This window comes from Clostridium sp. CM036, from assembly GCF_055081135.1.
In genome coordinates, this window is sequence record NZ_CM143652.1 from 2,410,014 (window position 1) to 2,431,486 (window position 21,473).

The 21,473-nt window shown below is 32.3% G+C and carries 16 protein-coding genes, 5 tRNA genes and 1 riboswitch; of the genes, 5 read left to right on the plus strand and 16 right to left on the minus strand.

The window, feature by feature from the left end; translation table 11 throughout:
* Positions 1-688: 688 nt before the first annotated feature.
* The 4 genes from arcA to arcC all read left to right on the plus strand — a co-directional run bounded on the left by arcA (position 689) and on the right by arcC (position 5,482).
* A complete protein-coding gene (gene arcA / locus ACWJKE_RS11340) occupies positions 689-1,912 on the plus strand; it encodes an arginine deiminase (RefSeq protein ID WP_216303963.1) in 1,224 nt (407 codons plus the stop codon).
* Between the two features lie 27 nt (positions 1,913-1,939).
* The gene (gene argF / locus ACWJKE_RS11345) at positions 1,940-2,938 is read left to right on the plus strand and encodes an ornithine carbamoyltransferase (protein ID WP_258280591.1); all 999 of its coding nucleotides are present in this window, start codon (positions 1,940-1,942) and stop codon (positions 2,936-2,938) included.
* Between the two features lie 95 nt (positions 2,939-3,033).
* Positions 3,034-4,446: a basic amino acid/polyamine antiporter gene (locus ACWJKE_RS11350; RefSeq protein WP_216303964.1), complete on the plus strand. Its 1,413-nt coding sequence runs from the start codon at positions 3,034-3,036 to the stop codon at positions 4,444-4,446.
* Between the two features lie 85 nt (positions 4,447-4,531).
* On the plus strand, positions 4,532-5,482 hold the full coding sequence (gene arcC / locus ACWJKE_RS11355) for a carbamate kinase (protein ID WP_165413083.1): 951 nt from the start codon (positions 4,532-4,534) through the stop codon (positions 5,480-5,482).
* 171 nt (positions 5,483-5,653) lie between these two features.
* Here arcC and prfB read toward each other — a convergent pair.
* The 12 genes from prfB to ACWJKE_RS11415 form a co-directional block, all read right to left on the minus strand.
* A protein-coding gene (prfB, locus tag ACWJKE_RS11360) for a peptide chain release factor 2 (protein ID WP_216303965.1) occupies positions 5,654-6,761 on the minus strand; the annotation gives its coding sequence in 2 pieces (ribosomal slippage) (positions 5,654-6,682 and positions 6,684-6,761; 1,107 coding nt in all).
* Positions 6,762-6,899: 138 nt separating this feature from the next.
* A complete protein-coding gene (gene secA / locus ACWJKE_RS11365) occupies positions 6,900-9,401 on the minus strand; it encodes a preprotein translocase subunit SecA (protein WP_216303966.1) in 2,502 nt (833 codons plus the stop codon).
* Positions 9,402-9,598: 197 nt separating this feature from the next.
* On the minus strand, positions 9,599-10,132 hold the full coding sequence (gene hpf, locus ACWJKE_RS11370) for a ribosome hibernation-promoting factor, HPF/YfiA family (protein ID WP_165413081.1): 534 nt from the start codon (positions 10,130-10,132) through the stop codon (positions 9,599-9,601).
* Between the two features lie 422 nt (positions 10,133-10,554).
* Entirely contained in the window at positions 10,555-11,235 is a 681-nt protein-coding gene (locus tag ACWJKE_RS11375; RefSeq protein WP_258280592.1) for a ComF family protein, read from the minus strand.
* A complete protein-coding gene (locus ACWJKE_RS11380) occupies positions 11,208-12,236 on the minus strand; it encodes a hypothetical protein (protein WP_216303968.1) in 1,029 nt (342 codons plus the stop codon). The genes ACWJKE_RS11375 and ACWJKE_RS11380 overlap by 28 nt, the downstream gene beginning before the upstream one ends.
* A gap of 45 nt (positions 12,237-12,281) precedes the next feature.
* Positions 12,282-14,513 carry an SF1B family DNA helicase RecD2 gene (gene recD2 / locus ACWJKE_RS11385; protein ID WP_220286872.1) on the minus strand — a complete coding sequence of 744 codons (2,232 nt, stop codon included), beginning with the start codon at positions 14,511-14,513 and terminating at the stop codon, positions 12,282-12,284.
* Positions 14,514-14,719: 206 nt separating this feature from the next.
* On the minus strand, positions 14,720-15,895 hold the full coding sequence (gene metK / locus ACWJKE_RS11390) for a methionine adenosyltransferase (protein WP_220286871.1): 1,176 nt from the start codon (positions 15,893-15,895) through the stop codon (positions 14,720-14,722).
* Positions 15,896-15,980: 85 nt separating this feature from the next.
* A riboswitch (SAM riboswitch) is annotated at positions 15,981-16,083 on the minus strand.
* Positions 16,084-16,185: 102 nt separating this feature from the next.
* Positions 16,186-16,270: transfer RNA gene (locus tag ACWJKE_RS11395), tRNA-Tyr, on the minus strand.
* Positions 16,271-16,275: 5 nt separating this feature from the next.
* Positions 16,276-16,350: transfer RNA gene (locus ACWJKE_RS11400), tRNA-Thr, on the minus strand.
* A 32-nt stretch (positions 16,351-16,382) separates the two neighbouring features.
* A tRNA-Val gene (locus tag ACWJKE_RS11405) sits at positions 16,383-16,458 on the minus strand.
* Positions 16,459-16,500: 42 nt separating this feature from the next.
* Positions 16,501-16,585: transfer RNA gene (locus tag ACWJKE_RS11410), tRNA-Tyr, on the minus strand.
* 5 nt (positions 16,586-16,590) lie between these two features.
* Positions 16,591-16,665, minus strand: a tRNA-Thr gene (locus ACWJKE_RS11415).
* Positions 16,666-17,022: 357 nt separating this feature from the next.
* Here ACWJKE_RS11415 and yyaC point away from each other — a divergent pair.
* Positions 17,023-17,577, plus strand: a complete 555-nt coding sequence (yyaC, locus tag ACWJKE_RS11420; protein WP_216303344.1) for a spore protease YyaC — start codon at positions 17,023-17,025, stop codon at positions 17,575-17,577.
* A gap of 125 nt (positions 17,578-17,702) precedes the next feature.
* Here yyaC and mreB read toward each other — a convergent pair whose 3' ends face one another.
* From mreB to spoIID, 4 genes are all read right to left on the minus strand, one after another.
* Positions 17,703-18,737 carry a rod shape-determining protein gene (mreB, locus tag ACWJKE_RS11425; protein ID WP_216303345.1) on the minus strand — a complete coding sequence of 345 codons (1,035 nt, stop codon included), beginning with the start codon at positions 18,735-18,737 and terminating at the stop codon, positions 17,703-17,705.
* Between the two features lie 126 nt (positions 18,738-18,863).
* Positions 18,864-19,118 carry a sporulation transcriptional regulator SpoIIID gene (gene spoIIID, locus ACWJKE_RS11430; RefSeq protein WP_165413074.1) on the minus strand — a complete coding sequence of 85 codons (255 nt, stop codon included), beginning with the start codon at positions 19,116-19,118 and terminating at the stop codon, positions 18,864-18,866.
* A gap of 119 nt (positions 19,119-19,237) precedes the next feature.
* Positions 19,238-20,017, minus strand: a complete 780-nt coding sequence (locus ACWJKE_RS11435; protein ID WP_216303346.1) for a M23 family metallopeptidase — start codon at positions 20,015-20,017, stop codon at positions 19,238-19,240.
* 237 nt (positions 20,018-20,254) lie between these two features.
* Entirely contained in the window at positions 20,255-21,298 is a 1,044-nt protein-coding gene (gene spoIID / locus ACWJKE_RS11440; protein WP_220286870.1) for a stage II sporulation protein D, read from the minus strand.
* Positions 21,299-21,473 lie beyond the last annotated feature (175 nt).

Sequence of the window (21,473 nt, forward strand, 5' to 3'; positions counted from 1 at the left end):
AAAGTTCTTTCATGAATAATGTATGTATAAACTCAATAACTAATGCTAACATACTAAATTTACGAAACCAATTCATTATATGCGAATAAATAATTCACAATAAATAAGGAAATTCACGCTACACTCCCTCCGCTCCAATTTAATTAATTGTTATTTAATACAATAATCCCCTTATAGATGCCTTTTGGGGATTTAATTATTTTTTTTCTGTCTCACATCATCACCTTTTATATATCGATATTATGAACATTTTGTTAATAAATAATATTGTTAACGGTTTTAGTCCGATATTATGATGAAAAATAAGTTTATATGCATAATTATTAACGTTATAATTAATAATATATAGGCTATGTAGCTTTTATCTAGATATTACTATACATTTATAGGTATAAATAACCAGAAAAAAGTTTTATGAATGTTTATACCTTATTTCTAGTATTATGCATAGTAAACTAAAGCATTGTGAATATATATACATAGAATCTAATATTCTAAATTTTCAAGCGGAAACATCCATAGTATTACTGAGCAAAATAAAGCTTAGCATAAATATGCAGTGTTAAATCAATAACAAAGCTTACATGTACGTTATATATGGAATTACAGTAGAATCCTGGGTTTTCCTTATATAATTGTACACTTTATAATAATGGCATAAACAAAAACGAATAGGGGGCTAAATTAAATGGAGTCATTTATAAATGTAACTTCTGAAATAGGAAAACTTAATAAAGTAATGCTACATAGACCCGGTAGAGAAATAGAAAATTTAGTACCAAATCTTCTTGAAAGATTACTTTTCGATGATATTCCTTATTTAGAAGTAGCGCGAAAAGAACATGATATATTTGCAAAAATATTAAAAGAAAACGATGTGGAAGTTCTTTATTTAGAAGAACTTGTTACAGAGGCTTTAATCGAGGATCAAACCAAAAAAATATTTTTACAACAGTTTTTACTTGAAAGTCACATTAGTAATAAAGAAATATATAAATCTCTTTATGATTATTTAATGTCAAAGCCTACAAGAGAAATGATTGATATACTTATGGCTGGAGTTAGAAAAAACGAAATAGCTGTTAAGGAGATTCATTCTCTAAGAGGATTAATAGGAACCCAGTATCCATTCTACTTAGATCCTATGCCTAATCTTTACTTTACTCGCGATCCAGGTGCTTCAATTGGAAATGGTATTACTATAAATACTATGCAAACTGAAGCTAGAAGACGTGAGACTTTGTTCCTAGAATTTATTCATGAATATCATAGTTCCTTCAAACAAAATGAAGTGCCACTTTGGTATGATAGAAGCCTTCCAAGTAATATCGAAGGTGGAGACGAACTTATATTATCTGCCACAACCCTTGCAATAGGGTGTAGTCAAAGAACTTCACCTGAAGCTATAGAAGTTGTAGCAAGAAATTTGTTTGAAAAACATACTACTTTTGAAAAAGTATTAGTATTAGAAATTCCATCTAGTAGAGCATTTATGCATCTTGATACTGTATTTACTATGGTTGATTATGATAAATTTACAATACACCCAGAGATAGAAGGACCACTTAATGTTTTCGAAATTACAAAAGGTGTCAATGGACAATTAAATATTAAGCAAGAAAAAGATATATTACAAAATGTATTAAAATCTGCATTAAAAGTGCCTTCAGTTGATTTAATAAGATGCGGAGGTGGTGACGCTATTGTAGCAGCAAGAGAACAATGGAACGACGGATCAAACACTCTAGCTATTGCACCAGGAAAAGTTATAACTTATGAACGAAATTATGTTACTAATGAAATTTTATCAAAACATGGTGTAACAGTACTCACAATGCCAAGTGCCGAACTTTCAAGAGGAAGAGGCGGCCCAAGATGTATGAGTATGCCACTAAATAGAGATAACTTATAAAAACAACAATATTAGGAGGAATTTATTATGTTTAACTTAAGAAACAGAAACTTTTTAACTTTGATGGACTTTACTCCAAATGAAATAAACTACTTTTTAGATTTAGCTAGAGATTTAAAAAGAGCTAAGTATGCAGGTACAGAACAACAGAAATTAAAAGGTAAAAATATTGCGCTAATATTTGAAAAGAGTTCTACAAGAACAAGATGTGCTTTTGAAGTAGGAGCACTAGACCAAGGAGCTCATGTAACTTACCTTGGACCTACAGGAACTCAAATTGGCAAAAAGGAATCTGTAGCAGATACAGCTAGAGTTCTTGGCAGAATGTATGATGGAATAGAATATAGAGGATATGGCCAAGAAATAGTTGAAGAACTAGCAAAATATGCAGGAGTTCCAGTATGGAACGGATTAACAACTGAAGACCACCCAACACAAATTCTTGCAGATTTTTTAACTATAAAAGAACACTTTGACAAGCCATTAAGCGACATTGTGTTTGTATATGCTGGAGATGGAAGAAACAACATGGCAAATGCATTGATGATTGGTGCTGCTAAAATGGGTATGGACTTTAGAATAGTATCACCAAAGAGCTTATTCCCAGAAACAGCATTAGTTTCAAAATGCAATGAAATTGCTAAAGAAACAGGAGCAAAAATTACTATTACAGATAGCGTGGATGCAGGAGTTAAAAATGCAGATGTAATCTACACAGACGTATGGGTTTCTATGGGCGAAGCAGACGAAGTATGGGCATCAAGAATAGAATTATTAAGGCCATACCAAGTTAATATGGAAATGCTTAATAAGACAGGTAATAAAAACGTTAAATTCATGCACTGCCTACCAGCTTTTCATGATTTAAAAACACTTGTAGGTAAAGATATATTTGAAAAATATGGTCTTGAAGGTTTAGAAGTTACAGATGAAGTATTTGAAAGTACACATTCTATAGTATTTGATGAAGCAGAAAACAGAATGCATACAATCAAAGCAATTATGGTTGCTACACTTGGAAACTAGCCTAAAATAATTATAAAATTAATTGGTGAGGGCAATATTATTGCTCTCACCAATTTAAAATATGGCTAATACATTAATCAAAAGGAGATTATAAAATGGAAAAGGATAAAGATAAGAAGCTAGGCTTGTCTCTATTAATTGCTCTTGGAGTTGGTTCCATGATTGGTGGTGGCATCTTTAATAGCCCAACTGATCTTATCGGTAAAGCAAACCCTCAAGCAGTAATTATTGCATGGGTAATTGGTGGACTTGGCGTGGCATTTTTAGCACTAGTATTTCAATTACTTGCAAACAAAAGACCAGCGCTTACAGGGGGCATATTCACTTATGCAAAAGAAGGCTTTGGAGAATTTGTTGGATTCAATTCAGCCTGGGGATATTGGTTAAGCGCTTGGCTTGGAAACGTTGCATTTTTTATTCTTATATTTAAAACTTTTAATAGTTTAGTAGGTGACGTAAAACCTATAGTAACATTTTTATTAGCATCTGCACTATTATGGATAATTCATTATATACAAATGCGTGGAGTTAAGAGCGCCGGAATAATAAATGCCGTTGCCACAGTTGCAAAAATCATACCCTTATTAATGGTAATTGTATTTGGTCTTGCAATATTTAAAACTAGAACTTTTAATGTTGATAATTGGAAAACAATATTAGCTTCTACGGGGGGTTCTACCACCGTGTTCTTGCAAATTAAAGGAGCAATGGGTACAATTTTGTGGTGCTTTATTGGTATCGAAGCTGCAACAGTGCTTTCTGAGAGAGCGAAATCTCAAAAGACTGTCGGAACTGCTACAATAATAAGTTTAATTATAACTTTAGTGCTTTATATACTGGTTTCAACAACCGCTATGGGAGTAATTTCAGCTAATACTCTTGCTAGTTCACAAACCCCTCTAGCAGATATGTTATCAATTACTGTACTTGGCAGTATTGGAGCTGTAATCGTTAAAGTTGGTTTAATTATTTCACTTGTAGGCTGCCTAATTAGTTGGGTTATGCTTGCAGCAGAAATTCCTTATGTTGCGGCAAAGGGTGGCACAATGCCAAAATGGTTTATTAAACAAAATGACAATGGTGCTGCAGTAAATTCATTATTACTAACTGATGGATTAACTCAAATATTTTTACTTTCGCTACTTTTACCAGCACTTCAGTCTGCATATGGTAGTGTGTTTTTAATTTCAACAACATGTATTTTAATTCCATATTTGCTTTCATCACTATATGCAGTTAAAGTTGCATTTACAGATGTCCTAGGAGCTAAAGATAAGATAGTTTCTATATTAGCCTGTACCTATTCACTATATGTAATTTACGCAGTAGGAATAAATTATCTAGGAGCAGCAGTAATACTATATGCAGTGGGTATATTTGTATATCTAAAGGCTAGGAAAGAAAAGAATGAACCTATTAAAATAAACGAGAAAATAGGAATGGTAGCCATTATGGTAGTTGCAATCTTAATGATTATACTGCTTTCAATTGGCAAAATTCAACTTTAAACATTATTTCAATGAAATTTTATAAAATATTTTTAAGTTATTAAATAAATTATATTTTATATATAATATAAAAGGAGAAATATATATGTCAAGAATAGTAATAGCACTTGGTGGAAATGCCCTTCAAGCAAATCCAAAGGATACTACATCAGAAGCACAATTAGTAACAGCAAGACAGACGTCAGAAGCCATTGTAGATTTAATTGAAGAGGGTCACGAGGTTATTGTTGCTCATGGTAATGGACCTCAAGTAGGTCAACTCGTAGCTACTTATGAAGCAGCCGCTTCTATAAATGAAAATAGCCCAATAATGCCTTTTCCTGAATGTGGTGCTATGAGCCAAGGTTATATAGGCTATCATCTGCAACAAAGCATTAGATCAGAGATGAGAAAACGAGGAATAAATAAGGACGTTGCAACAGTAGTTACTCAGGTAATTGTTGATCAGAATGATCCAGGATTTAAGGATCCAACTAAGCCAGTAGGTTCTTTCTTTACAGAGGAACAGGCTAAGAAATTAATGATTGAAAAAGGATATATAATGAAAGAGGATTCAAATAGAGGATGGAGACGCGTAGTGGCTTCACCACTTCCAATGGCTATAGTTGAAGAACCTATTATCAAAACATTAGTTGAAGCTGGACATATTGTTATAACTGTTGGCGGTGGCGGTATACCTGTAATTGATAATGGAAATGGAAACCTTGAGGGCGTTCCAGCAGTAATAGATAAAGATTTTGCTTCTTCTAAAATAGCTGAATTACTAAATGCTGATGCATTAGTTGTACTTACAGCCGTTGAACAGGTTGCTATTAACTTTGGTACTCCAAATCAAAAGAATCTTTCAATAATAACTGTTGAAGAAGCTAAAACTTATATTAAAGAAGGACATTTTGCTCCTGGTTCTATGCTTCCAAAAATAAAAGCGGCTCTTGCTTTCGTTGAAGCACAAGAAGGCAGAAAAGCAATTATAACATCACTCGAAAAAGCTAGAGAAGCAATAAGCGGAACAGCAGGAACAGTGATAACAAAATAATAAACTTTAAATGTAAGTCATAAGATGAAAATGCTTATGACCTATACATAACAAAAATAAAAGATCCAGCAGAATATACAATATATTCTGCTGGATCTTTTAGGTTCAAATAGAAATGTGTCTACATTTCTATAATGGTACCACCCTTCTTTATTGTAGCTATACCTGATGTTATTTATTGTTCTGCCTTAAGTACGCCTCGATAAAAATATCAATATCCCCATCCATAACTGCATCTACATTACCCATTTCTGTATTAGTCCTATGATCCTTTACCAAATTATATGGATGAAATACATAAGATCTAATTTGACTTCCCCAACCATTTTCTTTCAAATCCCCGGTTAAGTCTTCTATTCTATCTTTTTTAGCTCTTTCCTTTAAATCCAATAATTTTGCCATAAGCATCTTCATCGCAGTTTGTTTATTACTATGCTGACTTCTTTCATTTTGACACTGTACTACTATACCCGTAGGTATATGGGTAATCCTTATGGCTGAGTCAGTTTTATTTACATGTTGACCTCCTGCCCCTCCAGATCTATAAGTATCTATTCTCAGGTCATCAGGCTTTATTTCAACATCTTGATTATCGGTAAGCTCTGGAAGTACTTCACAAGATGCAAACGAGGTTTGCCTCTTACCATTTGCATTAAAAGGTGAAATTCTCACTAACCTATGCACTCCCTTTTCGGCCATTAAATATCCATAGGCATATTCGCCAGTTATTTTTAATGTCACTGCTTTAATACCCGCTTCATCAGATGGCTGATAATCTAAAACTTCGATCTTATATCCCTTCTTTTCACACCACCTTGAGTACATTCTATAAAGCATTTCTGTCCAATCTTGAGCGTCACTTCCACCTGCACCGGTATGAAGCGTTAAAATCGCATTATTTATATCATATTTCCCAGCTAATAAAATTTCTATCCTGAACCTATCTGTATCCAGCGTTAGGTCTTTTAATTCACTTTTCATTTCTGCTATAGAGGAATCATCTTCTTCCTCCTCACTTAGTTCAATTAGCACTTCCAAATCTTCTATCTTACTAATTATTAAATTGAATCTATCAATTCTATCTTTAATACCCTTAGCTTTTTGAGTAACTTGTTGTGCCGCTTTTATATCCTGCCAAAAGCTCGTCTCCTGCATTGTAAACTCAAGTTCTTTTAATTGTTTTTCCATAGACGCTACGTCAAAGAGACACCCTAATCTCTTCTACATTACTTTTTAATACGTTTAATTCACTTATTGTTTCTTCGATTAGTATTATCAATTATAGCACCTCTTTCATTATATTTGAAAAGGGATAAGCAAGAATCAATTGCTCATCCCTTTTCAGTTGGAAATTGACGGTTTTATATTTCCAACTATTATTATCCCTTATGCGGTTGTTTGAAGTTATTAATAATTATTAACCTCTGCCACAGCAATTTTTGTATTTTTTCCCTGAACCACAAGAACATTCATCATTTCTTCCTTGTTTAGTAACTTTTTTAATTGGCTCATTTTTAATGGAATTATCATGATTTGTTGATGTAATCTTAGAAACCATTTCTCTCTCAGGTGCTTTTTCTATTTGCACATGAAATAAGTATTTAACAGTTTCCGTCTTTATATTTTCAATCATTTCAGCAAACATATCGCTACCTTCCATTTGGTAGGCTTGTGATGGGTCCTGTTGCTTATAAGCTCTAAGTCCAATGCCCTGCTTTAAATGTTCCATCTCATCGATATGATCCATCCATTTACTATCTACTACCCTTAGAAGAATAACCCTTTCGACTTCTCTTATTTGTTCGTCACCAAAATTTTCTTCTTTTTGTTCATAGATTTTTTTAGCTATTTCTAAAAGAGTATTTTTAATTTCCTCATTAGATGTTTTAGAAAGTTCTTCTATTGAAACCATACCCTTTGGAAGATATATTTCTTCAAGATAGTTAATAAGTTTTACTAATTCCTCATCAAAACTTTCCTCAACTCCACTAATATGTGAATCAACTGCAGAGAAAACAACATCTTGTATCATTTCTTCAATTTGATCTTTTATATTTTCGCCTTGAAGAACCTCTGTTCTTTGTCTATAAATTATTTCTCTCTGTTGGTTCATTACATCATCATATTGAACAACATTTTTTCTTATATCAAAGTTATTTCCTTCAACTTTCTTTTGAGCACTTTCTATAGCACCACTTACCATCTTGCTTTCAATAGCGTCCTCATCAGTTAATCCTAATTTTCCTACAACCCCTTGAAGTCTTTCAGACCCAAATATTCTCATTAAATCATCTTCGAGTGATATGTAAAATCTTGAGCTTCCAGTATCTCCCTGACGACCAGCACGACCCCTAAGCTGATTATCAATACGCCTAGATTCATGTCTTTCAGTTCCAATTATCTTGAGTCCACCAACTTCAACAACGCCTTCTTCAAGCTTAATATCTGTACCACGGCCCGCCATATTAGTTGCTATGGTAACCATGCCACGTGCTCCTGCATGAGAGACTATATCCGCTTCTCTTTCATGATATTTAGCATTAAGTACTTGATGAGGAATTCCTCTTTTTTTAAGCATATCAGATAATAATTCTGATTTTTCTATACTAACAGTTCCTACGAGAACGGGCTGCTTGTTCTTATAAGTTTCAACTATTTCATCTACTATAGCTTTATATTTCCCATTAACAGTTTTAAACACTAAATCTGCGTTATCAATTCTTGTTAATGGCATATTTGTAGGTATTACTATTACATCCAATCCGTATATTTCTCTAAATTCATTTTCTTCTGTAAGCGCAGTTCCAGTCATGCCCGATAACTTATTATACATTCTAAAATAGTTCTGGAAGGTAATAGTTGCAAGAGTTTTTGACTCTTTTTCAATTTTGACGCTCTCTTTTGCTTCAATAGCTTGGTGAAGCCCATCGCTATATCTTCTGCCTTCCATGAGTCTTCCAGTAAACTCATCCACTATGATAACTTGACCATCCTTTGCCATATAATCTTTATCTTTTCTCATGATGAAGTTTGCTTTTAAAGCTTGAACTGTATGGTGCTGTATACCCATATTTTCTGCATCAGCATAATTCTCTAAATGAAAATATTTTTCCGCTTTATCTATACCAGCATTAGATAATATAACAGCACTAGCTTTTTCATCTATAGTATAATCTTCTTCCTTCACTAGACCCTTAACAAAATAATCTGCTACTTTATAAAAATCCGTAGATTTTTCTCCTTCTCCAGATATTATAAGCGGTGTTCTAGCTTCATCTATTAATATAGAATCAACCTCATCCACGATTACAAAGTTTAATTTTCTTTGAACTCTTTCTTCTTTATAAACAACCATATTATCTCTTAAATAGTCAAACCCAAATTCGTTATTTGTCCCATATGTTATATCTGAATTATAGGCCGCTTGCCTTTGTGTTTGATCTAAATCATGAATAATTACGCCTACAGAAATACCTAAGAATTCGTGTATTCGTCCCATGTCATCGCTATCTCTTTTGGCAAGGTAGTCATTAACTGTAATTATGTGAACACCATTTCCTGTTAACGCATTCAAATATGAGGGAAGTGTAGCCACTAAGGTCTTTCCTTCACCCGTTTTCATTTCTGTTATTCTTCCTTGGTGCAGTACTATTCCACCAATTAGTTGTACTCTAAAATGCTTCATGTTAAGAACTCTCCATGAAGCTTCTCTAACCACCGCAAAGGCTTCAGGTAATATATCCTCTAAAGTCTCTCCTTTATTTAATCTAGTTTTAAATTCTTCTGTTTTTGATTTAAGTTCTTCATCGCTTAAACTAGTCATCAACGGATCTAATTCTTCTATTTTATCTACTGTTGAAATTATTCTTTTTATCTCTCTATCACTATAACTACCAAATAACTTTTCAAAAAATTTCATACTTTTCATCCTCACTATTCATTTTAATAGTCCCTAAATATATACTTAAAATTATACCACTTAATTTGTTACTGTTCAACTTATACGAATTTATAAATTTTGTAAATTATCATTAATAATTTTTCACTATACTTTTTTTAAGTTAAAAAAAGATTAAAGTAAGTAAATTTACTTTAATCCTTTAAATTTAATATATTTTAAAATTCTGGTTCTATCAAACCATAATTTCCATCTTTTCTTTTATATACTACATTTACCTCTGAACTACCATCACTCATATATACGAAGAAACTATGACCAACGAGTTCCATTTGAAGTACTGCTTCCTCTGCTGACATAGGTTTAAATGCAAATTTCTTCATCTTTACTATCTTAGGATCTATACCATCATCTTCGTTCTTATCATATTTTGGTATGCCTTGAAATTTAAGAGATGTTCCTCTATTCCTTTTTTCTAATTTTGTTTTATTTTTTCTAATTTGTCTTTCTAATTTATCAACTACAATATCTAATGATGTATACATATCTTCATTTTGCTCTTCTGATCTTAAAATAACTCCATTAAAAGGGATTGTAACTTCTATTGTATGTCTATTCTTACAAACGCCTAATGTTGTCTGTGCTTCCACATCTGGACTAAAATACTTATCCAATCTTGCTATTTTCTTGTCTATAATATTTTTCAAGGCTTCTGTTATCTCTATATTTCTTCCTATTACTTTGACTTTCATACTTACAGCCCCTCTCTAATATCTACATACTGCTTAATTGCTAAGCATGATATATGTTTTATATTTCAATTCTATTACTTTTAATGCTAAATAGCAACCATTAAAATCAGAATTCACATAATATTAATACAATTTAAATTATATTCGATATTTTTAGGTACCAATAAAATAAAAACTCCTAATATAATATTAGGAGTTTTTATATATTAAGTTAGTTGACCTGGTCTTTGACCCCACACTCGCCTGCTGGAGCTTTTGCTACCCAGAATTACCCTCTCACTACTAACACTCTCGTCTACTAAACGGCAGGACTAACCTCTAAGCCGCACCATGCTCGCTAAACTTTGTTTAACTTACGTGGATCGTTTCGCCTGCGACTGGCATCGACTTTCAACCACAAACCTAACTTACTACAATACGTATTATACATTACTTTTGGCTATTGTCAATATATAAATATTATTTATCCCACTTTCTTTCAGTTTGTGAGCACAATGAAACGCTGTAGCCCCAGTGGTTATAACATCATCAATGAGCAAAATATTTTTATTTTTTATAGCTTCATTTTTTTGGATCTCAAAACATTTCTCCATATTGTTCCATCTTTCTTCGCCATTGAGACCTATTTGATCTTTAGTATCCTCAGTTTTAATCAAGTTGCAAATCACTGGAATATTTAAAAATCGCGATAAATAGCTTGCCAAAAACTCGCTTTGGTTATACCCCCTATTTTTTAAAGCTTTTTTAGTCATAGGTACATAAGATATTAAGTCAAACTGTAATTCATTGCTTTTTACAAGTTGTAACATGTATTCCGCTAAGATTTCACCGCATATAAAATCGCTTTTATATTTAAGCCTAATAATTAATTCTTTTACTATATTAGAATAATAAAACACTGACCAAACAAGATATTTTTCTTCATTGCGACCTATACAAAAGCTTTGCACACAGCGCTTCAATTTTTCTCTGCATTTAGTACACAAAGCTTCACTTTCCTCACTATATCCACTACAAATCACGCACTGTTCATCGCCTGAATATATGAGCTGAACTAAACAATAAAGTATTTTTCTTATATATTTAATAATCCTCGCTCCCACGCTTTCTCATTAAATTTTCTAGCTATATTTTTAGCTTTATCCATTTGCACAGTTTCAACATTAGCTAAAAATATAGCCTCTCCCCTTTGTATACTTTCATATCTCCCAACCTTACTTGATAAATATAATAGTTGCTTATGATTATATTTATCATTATCAGCAAAATAAACTATAACATCAATTGAATGAAATTCTAAATAACTTTCTTCAAAGTCATTAGTGACTATTATCCCCTCATCTTCATTCATGAACTTTACTTTAATATTAGCATCGCTTTTTTTACTAATAAACAAAAAAATATTTTCACTTAACTTTTCTTTGAAATTACATAGATACTCAAAGACCGCTATAGTTTTTTCCTCATCTGGTGTAAATATTATTACCTTTCTATTAGATATAATTGACCAATTCAAATATTGATAAACAACCAAAGGTATATCCGTACTAAGATTTATCCTCGTAGTTATGATTCTAGGCTCTATAATCGGAATATTATTGTTTTTTAACGGAAACATTATTGGCGTGCCCTCGCTTAAAACATTCTCTACAGAATAGGCTATAGCTACACTATTTGCTTTACACATTCTTAATAACACTTTTTTTATTTGTTGCTTAGTGTATTTAGGAAAACTTCTAATATCATTATAAATAATCAAATCAAATTTTTCTTGGAGTTTTAACGCATTTTCATGATTGCATATATGTAAATACTCATTCACACTGCCATAATTCGTTTCAGGTGAATATACATATTGACCTAAATTACTAAATTTATTTATGAAGTAAATAATATCAATACTCCTCTGGTTTTCATTAGTTATATACAATATATTTTTCTTTTCATTAACATATTCAATTATAGTTTCTAACAATATATCAGAGGAATTGTAAAACATAGATACAACATCAATTCTTTTTTTGCTGTTTAAAGAACATCTTAAAATTTCTTTGCTAATCTCATCTTTTTCTTTACTAAGGTTTAATTTTGCGTAGAAAAGCATGTAAAATCTCCTTTGCAATTTAATATTTCTTCCAAACAAATCAATCTAATTTTCATCATGGCCCACATTTGCATCTACTATTTGCCTTATTCTCCAGCCCAAAGCGGAGTACCGCTCGAAACTTCTGTTGTTATCTTTCATGAAATTAACAGCTTTTATTGCTCCCACTAAAACAACCATATTCTTTGCTCTAGTTATCCCTGTATAAAGTAAATTTCTGTTCATTAAAAGTGGGGGCCCCATAAACATAGGCATAATTACAACTTCAAACTCACTACCTTGACTTTTATGTATTGTAATAGCATACGCTAAAGCTAGTTCATCTAAATATACACCTTCATATTCTACCCGTTTGTCATCATCAAAAATCACAATAACATTTTCATTATCTTCATCAATATCTTCAACATACCCTACATCACCATTAAAAATGCCCACTCCATCTTCAGCTTTTGCATTAATTTTTTTCCATTTTATAGAGTAATTATTTTTAATTTGCATAACCTTGTCGCCTACCCTAAATATAGTATTCCTATATTCCTTTTCCTTTTTATACTTAGATTTAGGGTTCAATATTTGCTGAAGCTTTCCATTTAGATTTTCTATACCCAATATCCCTTTTCTCATAGGAGAGAGTATTTGAATGTTCTTCATCTTATCCCACTCTTTGTTAAATTTTGGCAATCTGGTATTAATTAAAGCAATTATACTGTCCAAGATTTTCTCCGGCTCATTATTCTCAATAAAATAAAAATCTTTATCCTTTTTATTCAAAATAGGCATCTCGCCATTGTTAATTTTATGAGCATTCACAATAATCATACTTTCTTGTGCTTGCCTAAAAATCTCCTTAAGCTTAACTACTTTAACACATTTACTGTCAATAATATCTCTTAGTACATTACCCGGTCCGACAGATGGCAATTGGTCAACATCACCAACAATTATAAGTCGAGTTCCTACGCTGATAGCTTTTAATAAACTATTCATAAGCATTATGTCTATCATAGATGCTTCATCAATAATTAGCACATCACAATCTAAAGGCGATTCCTCACTTCTAGAGAACTGCGACCCATCATCTCTGCCTACTCCAAGTTCTAATAACCTATGTATGGTTTTGGCTTCGCGACCAGTAGCCTCTGTCATTCTTTTGGCAGCCCTTCCGGTGGGCGCAGCCATATAAACTTTCATTCCTGCTTCTTCAAATACCTCTATAATGCAATTAATTATAGTAGTTTTGCCAGTACCTGGACCTCCCGTTATTATTTCAATACTATTTTCTGCAGCACCACAAATAGCAGTCTTTTGAGACGTTGCAAATTTTATGTTTTTTTCTTCTTCGAAGTCATTAATCTTTTCTTCTATGTCTATTTCTAATTCGTCATACTTTTCTATAGATAAGGTTATAATTTTTTTAGTAATAGCTAATTCACAGTAATAGAACGGCATAGTGAAAACACAGTCTTCTTCATCAATATTTTCGACTTTCAATTTTCCCTGCAATACATTATCATAAACATTTTTTTCAATTTCTTCAGCCGTAACCCCAAGAATATTTTTAGATTCTTGGTATAATTTGTTTAACGGCATATAAGTATTTCCCATAGCGCAAAATTCATTTACCACATAATTAATTCCACTTTGTATTCTGAAAGGCGACTCTTTGTCAATGCCTAAACTTTGTGCTATCTTATCTGCAATTTTAAATCCTACTCCAGAAATGGTTTCAGTTAACACATAAGGATTATCCTGTACTACCTTTATAGAGTCTCCTCCATATTTTTTATAAATTTTCACACATTGGTTAGGTGTTACTCCATATGTTTGAAGAAATATCATTATATTTTTAACTTCTCGTTGCTTAGAATATGATTCAAAAATTAATTGAATCTTTTTTTGTCCTACACCATCAATCTCTTTTAATCTTTCAATTTCATTATCTAATATATTCATGGTGTTTTCACCAAAGTGCTGTACAATTTTTTTAGCAGTTATTGGTCCAATTCCTTGAATAACTCCTGAAGCTAAATATTTTTCTATACCTTCAAGTGAACTAGGTATTATTTCCTCACATTGTATTATTCTAAATTGCTTGCCAAATTGAGGATGAGTAACCCACTCCCCCGTTAATTTCAGGTTCTGCCCTTCACTTATATATGGCACAATGCCTACCACAGTTATCTGCTTTTTATTATCATTCAAATGAGCAATTATATATCCATTTTCTTCATTATGAAATACTACATCTTCGATTATCCCTTGTATTTCCGGCATAAAATCTCTCCTATTTATAAATTCATATAATAACATTAATAATAATATTATTAGCAATAATATTATTATTAATGTTATTATATCATATGTATTTTACATCTCTTATGTTCAGTATACCCCTATCTTAGGTTTTATCAAAATACTACTTAATAATCACATGCACTAAAAAGGGATAACAATTAATAATTGTTATCCCTTTTTTTATATTATACGTACTTTTTTATTTCATCAACCTTGTTTAGTTTTTCCCATGAAAGATCTAAATCAATTCTTCCAAAATGTCCATAGGCAGCTACTTGTTTATAAACAGGTCTTCTTAGTTCTAATTCTCTTATAATTACAGCTGGCCTTAAATCAAATACTTTTTCAACTATTTGAACTATTTTATCATCGTCAATTTTTCCTGTTCCGAAAGTTTCGACCTCTATAGATACCGGTTTAGCTACACCTATAGCATAAGCTAACTGAATTTCCAATTTATCTGAAACTCCTGCAGCAACTAAATTTTTAGCAACCCATCTTGCAGCATATGCAGCGGATCTATCAACTTTTGTTGCATCCTTTCCTGAGAATGCTCCACCTCCATGTCTTCCATATCCACCATAAGTATCTACTATTATTTTTCTTCCTGTTAAACCAGAGTCTCCTTGCGGTCCTCCAATTACAAATCTGCCTGTAGGATTTATATAATATTTAGTATTTTCATCTAATAATCCACTTGGAACTACAGGTTTTATTACATGCTCTTTTAAATCATTTTCAATTTGATCATGAGTTGCTTCTTCTGCATGTTGAGTTGAAATAACAATAGTATCTATTCTTACTGGCTTATTATCTTCATACTCTACAGTAACTTGAGTCTTTCCGTCCGGTCTTAAGTAATCTAATGTGCCATTTTTTCTTACTTCGCTTAACTTTCTTGCTAATCTGTGAGCCATAGCAATTGGTAGTGGCATGTATTCTGGTGTCTCATTAGTTGCAAATCCAAACATCATGCCTTGATCACCAGCACCTATTGCGTCAACCTTATCAATCTCGCCTGCTTTAGATTCTAATGCCTCATCTACTCCCATAGCTATATCTGTTGATTGTTCATTAATAGACGTAAGTACAGCGCATGTGCTAGCATCAAACCCGTATTTTGCTCTAGTATATCCTATGCCTTCAATGGTATTCCTAACAACCTTAGGAACATCTACATAACAACTAGTTGTTATCTCTCCCATTACTAAAACCATTCCTGTAGTAACCGCTGTTTCACAAGCAACCCTAGCATAAGGATCTTGCTCTAAAATAGCATCAAGTACAGCATCTGAAATTTGGTCACAAATTTTGTCTGGATGTCCTTCTGTAACGGATTCTGATGTAAATAATCTTTTCATTATAATTCTCCCTTCTATTCTCTAAAATTTCCCTATAAAAAAATAAAACCTCTTCCAAATATAAGAAGAGGTGATTTAATCATCTCCCTTATCTTGCAGATTATAACTGCAGGAATTGGCACCATGGTGCATTGCACCGGTTGCCGGGTTTCATAGGGCCTTTTTCCCTCCACCTCTCTTGATAAGAGTTATCAATTATTAACTTTTAATTATAATACCATATGCATTCTATGGTGTCAACAGAATCTAAACCCTGTAAAAAATAAAAAAAGACATCTATAGATGTCTTTTGGTGGAGGAGGACGGATTCGAACCATCGAAACATTACGTAACAGATTTACAGTCTGCCCCCTTTGGCCACTCGGGAACTCCTCCATATGTGGAGCTGGCAATAGGAATTGAACCTACAACCTGCTGATTACAAGTCAGCTGCTCTACCGTTGAGCCATGCCAGCATGCATTTTATTCTATTTTAAAAAGATTATTATGGTGGGAACAACAGGGTTCGAACCTGTGACCCTCTGCTTGTAAGGCAGATGCTCTCCCAGCTGAGCTATGCTCCCATAATTTATTGTAAACCATAATTTATTGTAAACCATTATAAATGGTGGAGGAGGACGGATTCGAACCATCGAAACATTACGTAACAGATTTACAGTCTGCCCCCTTTGGCCACTCGGGAACTCCTCCACTTATGGAGCTGGCAATAGGAATTGAACCTACAACCTGCTGATTACAAGTCAGCTGCTCTACCGTTGAGCCATGCCAGCATATTATGTTTTATCATTTTGCCGTTTTACCGTTTTACCGTGTCGACAAGAATTATTATACAACTTTAATTAATTAATTTCAAGTCTATTATCCTTTAATAAACGACTTCTTCTCTCCATAACTATACTATTCGCATATTTGCTTAATATTAAGCATTGATACAACTTACTATTTGCACAAATAATTTATTATATTTTTTATTTGGTTTTCCTTCATATAGTTAATATACTTATATATCATTTTTTAATTAATCATTTTTTTATTCTTTATTATAATAATACACGGGATTTATTCATATAAATTATTCATAGGAAACTAATAATTTTTCCCCAGCGCAATACAAGGAGGTATATTTCTTGAGTAAAGCTAAAACCCATTATAAAGATCCTTTAGCATACTATACACTTTCTAATTTTCTAAAAGACTATATTGACAAAAATACTTTAGTTGTTTGCATAGGTACCGATAGATGTATAGGCGATTGTCTAGGTCCTTTAGTTGGTACACTTTTAAAAAATAGTTCCTTTCCATTACCTGTATATGGCACTATAGATAATCCAATTCATGCCTTAAACATAGATAGTAAATTATCTAAAATAAATGCATTGCACCCAAATTGTACTATAATAGGTGTAGATGCTTGTTTAGGAGACATTTCAAATATTGGAGAACTCCAAGCTAGAAATTATCCAATTCATCCTGGCAAAGGTGTAGGGAAAACCCTTCCTAAGGTAGGCACTCTTTCATTAATAGGTATAGTAGATTCAAGTGATGATAGTGAATTATTTACAAATAGAAACATAAGATTGAGCTTGGTAATGGATATTGCTAATGTTTTAAGCAGATCCCTCTTGCATTCATACTATTTGCACTCCCTTACCAATGAAGAAAATAATTTGAGCCCTGTTTAACATGCTTTAATTAGTTTTAAATAATTATCCACAATTTAAACTTACAAATCTTATATAATATAAAAATAAGCAATGCAATTAAACTAATAATTGTATTGCTTATTTTTATAGCTTGCTTATACTTTTTATTCTGTTAAGCATAATTCTCTTCCATTGAATGAATTATCTAACTTATCCATATAATCCAATACTTTACCTGTTCCGAGTGCTACGCATGAAATCGGATCCTCCGCTAGATATACCGGAACTTTAGTAACCTCTTGTATGAGCTTACCTAAGCCTTTTAACAATGCACCTCCACCAGTCATAACTATACCTTTATCAGCTATATCTGCTGAAAGCTCAGGTGGTGTTTTTTCTAATACGGAATGTGCACATCCTGCTATTAAATATACCGCCTCTTTTAAAGCTTCTCTCATTTCTTCTGATGATACTTCTAAATTCTTAGGAAGACCTGTAATTAAATCTCTCCCTCTTATCTCCATGCTTGTCTTTTCTTCTTGTTTATAAGCACAACCTATGTTGATTTTTAAATCCTCTGCAGTCCTCTCACCAATCATTAATTTATGTTTTTTTCTGATATATTTTATAATCTCTTCATCAAACTTATCACCAGCTACTTTAACTGATTCACGTACAACCATGCCTCCTAAAGAAATAACTGCAATATCAGTCGTGCCTCCACCAATGTCAATAACCATATTACCACTTGCTCTAGTAATATCGAGTCCCGCTCCGATTGCCGCTGCTAGTGGTTCTTCTATAAGTTGAACTTTCTTAGCTCCGGCATTTCTACCTGCATCTTCTACCGCTCTTCTTTCTACTTCCGTTGCTTCGCAAGGTACACATATTACAACTTTTGGAGAAGATAGCCTTCTTTTCCCACAAGCCTTCTTGATAAAATGATTTAACATTTTTTCAGTTATGTCATAATCCGAAATAACACCGTCCCTCATAGGGCGTATTGCCACAATATTGCCTGGTGTCCTTCCTATCATTTGCCTAGCTTCTTCTCCTACTGCCAATACCTTATTATTATTTCTATCTATGGCAACAACAGAAGGTTCTTTTAATATAACACCTTTTCCTTTAATATATACAAGCACTGTAGATGTACCCAAATCTATTCCCATATCTGTACCCATTCTAAAAAAAAACATTTCAAAACCACTCCTGCTCTTTAGTATATTCAATATTTAAATTACACTAAACTCTATTCTATAAAGCTATAAGAAAACCCTCTTTTAATTTTAAAATTTTTTTATAGTTTTTAGCTTCGAATGTTTTTATCCTTGTGCTTCTTTATATTTCAATTTAGTTGCTCTTCCGCCTCTTATATGCCGCTCAGCTTTATTTATATCCAAAATTGTTTTTGCATCGCTGGCAATTTGAGGATTTATTGTGGGTAATCTTTCCGTCATATCCTTGTGTATAGTACTCTTGCTAACGCCAAACACTTTGGCAGTTCTTCTTATTGTAGATTTTGACTCGATAATGTACTTAGCAACTTCTAGTACTCGATCTTCAATATAGTCTTTCAAGTGTTGCCTCCTTAACCCTTATATATTTATAAATATGCATTATCTTGCTTTTAAATTCCATTCCAATTAGTCATCTTCTAATATATTTTTAAAAAATGGCTAATTGAGATGGTTATTGGTTATTTCTTAGTTTCTGCAGGTTGATATTTCTCATATTTTACATATTTAGCAGGATCAACATTCTTATTACTCTGCAGAACTTCAAAGTGTAAGTGAGATCCATATTCTTCCTTAAATGAATTTAAACTAGTGTTTCCCACTGTACCAATTTGCTGTTTTTTAGTTACTTTATCGCCTTTTTTTACTAATATTTTTTCATCTAGATTAGTACTGTTAGTAATAAATCCATTTTGATGATCAATCTTAACCATCTTACCTTTTTGGCCATTAACGTCAGTACCAACTTCTTTAACTATTCCATCCATAACCGCTACAACTGGCTCCCCTATTTTTGCTTGAATGTCAATACCTAAATTTGTCCTATAGCTTCCATCAGTCTTCCACACTACTGAATCAATATCTTTTGAATATGCCCTTGCTAGTAATCCATTTGCTACGGGATTTTCAAATTTAGCATTAACTGATTTAGATACTGCTGATGCCGCTTTTCCTGTTGTAACCTTTTTGATATCTGGTACCGCTTTAAGCGCTTCAGCCTTAGCTTTCTTTTCTTCTTTTACTTGAAGAGCACCCTCATATTCTTTTTGTTGCGCTTTTATAACATCTCCTGCATTTGCTTGTTGTTTTTGTAATGCTTCTTGCTTGCTTGAAAGCTTCTTATTATTATTTGCTGTTATAGACGCCACTGAAGCTACTATACATAAACAAACAAATAAAATTACATAGAATCCTTCCTTCTTAAAAAAATTTAATGTCTTATTGTTTTCATTCTTATTCATACAAACACCTCCATTTGTATTTTTGTCCATATTTTATTAAAACATACATATTTCCTAAAATTTATTTAAGTTAATCTACATTTTAATAATATTTATATTTTATAGTTTAAAACATATTTTAAATTTTAAATTATTCACCCTTAGTTTTGCTTAAATCATCTTCAAGTTTATTTTTATAAAAAGCAAAGCTGATTATCCATTTTTTATATAGGATAACCAGCTTATGTGTATTTTTTTTCATTTGGATATAACAGTCCCTTGATAATAATGAGTTAATATTTCAATATAGGTTTTCCCATCTTTCGCCATCGCATCCGCACCCCATTGACTCATCCCTACACCATGACCATATCCGCTGCAATCTATTTCTATATTGTTTAAATTAAACTTCATTTCAAAATTCGATGATTTTAAACCGAGCATTGTTCTAAACTTACTGCCTGTCATGGTTATATTCCCTACCTTAATACTCTTAACACTCCCTGCCTCAGTCCTATCAATTACCGTTATTTGTTTCTTAATATTAGTTGAGGTTACCTTAGCATTATTATAGTTTTTATTTATAATTCGACTTAGATCTTTATACTTTAAAATTTTACTACTCTTAAAGCTTCCTGCTCTTTCTTCGCCTGGACTTTCTACACTCCTTAAATAAGGTATGCTATCGCTAAATACCTCTTCGGAATTTTCCGTTTTCCCACTGCTAGTTGCAAAATAATAAGGTTCCATTACTAAGTTGTTGTTATATGTTAAAACTTGTCCTAATGTTCCTTTAACCGCCATTTTAATCTTATTCCAATTTTTTTCACCAGAATTTCCCCATTCTTTTATACGCTCTTCTTTAGTCCTATAAACTTGACAGTGGACTGTATCGCATAAATCAGCTCCATTACCATTTTTACATGGGGTTCCACCCATTTCTGTGACATGAGCTAAAGCATAAGTCCTAGCCGCCACTGCTTGAGATTTTAAAGCTTCTATTCCAAAATCAGCTGGCATTTCCGCTGCAACAACTCCCGTAACATATTCTTCTAAACTAAGTTCTTTTATATTATTTTCTTTTGACATAAAAACTTTAACTTTAGTGATTTTGGCTAGTGAACCATATTTTATAATATTTTCATTGTCTTCTACCTTAATTGCAGAGTTTTTACCCTTATTTATACTTTTATTATTTCCTACCCCCACTATTAAAACAGAAGTAATAACTATAAATGCAATAAATGCAGTTATTAATAGAAGGATATTTTTTAAATGTACTGTAATAAAAACTCTTCTCATTTTTTTCTCCTCTCGTTATAAAACAACCTTTACCTTATACATATTAAATAACTATAAAAAATATTACTTTTTTCCATTGACTAAATCCCTGTAAAATAATAGTGCATACTATTATGCATTTATTAATAGAGATAACGGATAAAAAGATTTAGACCAGTTGTAACCAAAAGGCACC